Genomic DNA, 3,372 nt, shown 5'->3' on the forward strand with positions numbered 1-3,372 from the left:
TGACCTCCGCAGCGACTTCCTCAAGGACCTGGCCCGGACAGCCCGTGAGTCTTATTACGGACAGCTGCCCACCGCGTTACCGGCAGCCAGTGCCGTCGAGACCCTCATAGCCCCCCTGGTAGAGCCCACGCATTCTGCCGCATTGGAAGGCCAATGTTGTAGACGCGATTACCGCAGCGAGCTGGCAGCTCTGGGCCACGCAGATCGCCCCCATCCGCACGTCAGGGCGACCGGCCAGGAAACGCCGATCGGTGCCGAATACCGGAACCCGCGCGCGACGACTGATCAGGACCGACCGCGTTGCGTGACCAACGCAGACTGCGTCACCGCACGATGTCGCCGAATCGGCGTGGACGGTGAAACGACCATCTAGCTTCAACCGACCAATCAGATCTGCCAGTTCTGGATGCGTAATCGGGCACTTCCCGGTGAACTCGGGCGACTCCTCGGCAAACATGTTGCGTATCCAGTATAATCCGAACAGGAAACGGAATCGCCAGCCGCGCACACAGCGGCGCGTCGGTGACCGCGTTCAAGCTACGTGGCGCGAGATTTTCATGGCGGGCGCCGCATACTAGCCAGCCGGCGCGAATTAACCACCTCTTTTAGAGGATCACTGGCCGGCGTGAGTACGGCAGCCCTCGGGCAGTCTTCTGGGTGATGTGATGCCCATCGTTCCGTGCACGCAACTTGCGTAGCTGCTGTCGGTCAACCTCACCTCCTGGGTGAACGCGGGCCCGATTATCATCGTGCATAAGCTGAGGGTCGCCTAGCGTGAGCTGGCCGGCTGGCAGGCATACGGGTCGCGGCGGTCGAACCGGGCAGCAGGAGGACCATGGCATCAGCGGTGAGGCGGATCGTCACCGGCCACGACGCCAACGGGCGGGCGCGGGTCGAGATCGACGAGGCGATGACGTTGGAGCCGGGCCCGCCCGGGGGCAGGAGGGTTTTCTGGACGACGGAGGGGTTCCCCGTCGACAACACCGGAAGCGACGACAGCTCGGACCGGGAGACCGGTCTCACGCTGTCCAACGGCACGGTCTTCAGGATCGTCCAGTTCGATCCCGGTAACTCCCCGCGCTGGCACCGGACCAGCTCGGTGGACTACGCGGTCGTGATGTCCGGCGAGATCGACATGGAGCTCGACGACGAGGTCGTCCACCTCCAGGCGGGCGACGTGCTGGTGCAGCGGGGCACCGTCCACAACTGGATGAACAGAGGCGCAGAGCCGTGCAGGATCGCCTTCGTGCTGATCGACGCCGAGCCGGTGGCAGTGGGAGGAAAGCTGCTCGAGGCGGAGGGGTGAGCCCCTCCACCCCACCGCTCTCCCGCCAGGAGGAGGGACACGACCCGCGGAGCGCGGAAAAGGAGGGGCGGACGGGATGCACGTCGACTTCGGGATCTGGGACCACTTCGAGCGACAGCCGGGCATCGCCGTCGGGCGGCAGTACCGGGAGAAGATCCGGCTTCTCGTGGAGGCGGAACGGCTGGGGTTCACCGGCTACCACGTAGCCGAGCACCATCTCTCCCCGCTCGATCTGGCCCCGTCGCCCAACGTGTTCCTGGCCGCCCTCGCCCAGGCCACCAGCCGGCTCCGGGTGGGGACCATCGTGCACATCCTGCCCCTGTACCAGCCCGTCCGCCTGGTCCAGGAGCTCTGCATGCTCGACCATCTGTCGGGAGGGCGGCTCGATTTCGGGGTGGGCCGGGGAATCCGCGCCGTGGAGCACGAGTGGTTCGGCATCGACCCCGCGGAAGCTGCGGCCCGGAACGAGGAGATGCTGCGGGTCGTGGTCTCGGCGATGTCGAGCGGAAACCTCGCCTACGAAGGGCGCTTCTACCACATTCCGGACGCGCCCATGCCCCTGTTGCCGGTCCAGAAGCCCTATCCGCCGGTCTGGTACGCAGGCAGCCCGGAATTCCCCGGGCGGCGGGGCATCCACTTCGTCACCCGGAGCGCCAGCGCGGTGGCGCGCTACTGGCAACTCTGGGACGAGACTCGGGCCGGGGGTGCCCACCTCAACCCTGGGGCCCGGGCGCCACGGGTGGGTATTACCAAGCACGTCGTGATCCGGGAGAGCGAGGCCGAGGCGAGGGCCATCGCCGGCCGCGCCTGGCCCGTGTTCTGCCGGAACTGGGCGGCGACGGCGCTGCGCACTCCGGACGGCCGGGTGGCGGCGGAGCAGAGCCAGGACTTCGACTCGGTGCTGGCCGAGGGGGAGCGTGTGCTGATCGGCACGCCCCAGGTTGTGAAGGACTACCTGGAGACCATCGTCGAGGAGTTCCGGGACCGGCCTTCGTTCTACTTCGTGCCCGCCGTGCAGTGGGGCGACATCACTTCCGAAGAGGCGCTGGCCTCGCTCCAGCTGCTGGCCGGCGAGGTCATGCCCGCCTTCCATCCCTCCGTGCCGCGCCCGTGACCTCCGCCCGATCACGTCCGAGCCTCGGAGCACCAGGTTCGGCCTGATTCACACGAGGTACGAACCCGAGTCCGTCCTCGCCGGGGACGACTTCACACCGGGCCCAGGCGGTATTGAAGTGCCTGGCCGGCGCCATAACTGCGCCTATGGCCTCTGAGCTGTAGTTTTCCTGATCAGGCGATGACCTTCATGCGGCCCGGTCGTACTCGTGAATCAGGCCGCCTAGGATGTTGCGACGTCGTATCCGCGCTGGCGCGAGGTCGGTCACCGGGGCCATGGCGGTGGCGCCTGCGTCCGGTGGCCGCAGGTTCCTGGCCCGGTGCGGGCGGTGCTGACCGGAAAGTCGCCTGGCATCAATGGGCGCGCGGCAGCGGACCCGGGCCTGGTGCGGTGATCGGGCCTGGTCAGGGGCGGTATGGAGTTGCGCGGCCTTGGGGTGATGGTGATGGGGTGGCCCCGGCACGGCCTCGATCTGCCGGATGTGGTTCTTGATCCTCCGGTAACGGCGGACGGCGACGCCGGGGATGTCATGGACCCGATATCACGTGCCTATCGCTTAATACACGGGTGATCCGTGTCGCTCCCGTATTCTCACGTCACTTGCTGGGATGGTGCTGAAATGAGCGCTTTCCCGTGTCTTGTACGTTTCGTTTCGGGGTCTGGCCAGGTCCGTTACCGGCTGGGCGAACCGCTGGTGGATCGGTATCTGGAGTTTGTGGCGGGCCGCTGGAGTAATTGTCAATACCTGTGGATCAAGATCTTTAGGCGGCTTCCGGCTGGGCCGCCTCGGTTGCCTCCTCCTCGGGTCGTTCGACGAGCTTGCCGTTGACGAAGGCCGACCCGGCGCGGACGAGCGCGACCAGGTGAGGTGCGTTGACCATCCGCCAGCGGCGCTGCGCGGACTCGATCAGCTTGAACGCCATCGCCAGCCCGGCTGCCTTCGACCCGTGGC

3 protein-coding genes and 1 pseudogene are annotated in these 3,372 nt (G+C 66.8%); 3 read left to right on the forward strand and 1 reads right to left on the reverse strand.

From position 1 onward, the window contains the following. From Q1N79_RS03885 to Q1N79_RS03895, 3 genes are all read left to right on the forward strand, one after another. On the forward strand, positions 1–373 hold a 373-nt coding region (locus tag Q1N79_RS03885), incomplete at its 5' end, for a hypothetical protein (protein WP_300604469.1). 462 nt (positions 374–835) lie between these two features. Then, entirely contained in the window at positions 836–1,306 is a 471-nt protein-coding gene (locus Q1N79_RS03890; protein ID WP_300604471.1) for a cupin domain-containing protein, read from the forward strand. Positions 1,307–1,382: 76 nt separating this feature from the next. Beyond that, positions 1,383–2,420 (forward strand): LLM class flavin-dependent oxidoreductase, encoded by a 1,038-nt coding sequence (locus tag Q1N79_RS03895; RefSeq protein ID WP_300604474.1) that lies wholly within the window; start codon positions 1,383–1,385, stop codon positions 2,418–2,420. Between the two features lie 761 nt (positions 2,421–3,181). Here Q1N79_RS03895 and Q1N79_RS03900 read toward each other — a convergent pair. Further along, a pseudogene (locus tag Q1N79_RS03900) lies at positions 3,182–3,372 on the reverse strand (IS256 family transposase); the annotation flags it as partial.

It is taken from the genome of Trebonia sp., from assembly GCF_030042015.1.
Lineage (GTDB): Bacteria > Actinomycetota > Actinomycetes > Streptosporangiales > Streptosporangiaceae > Trebonia.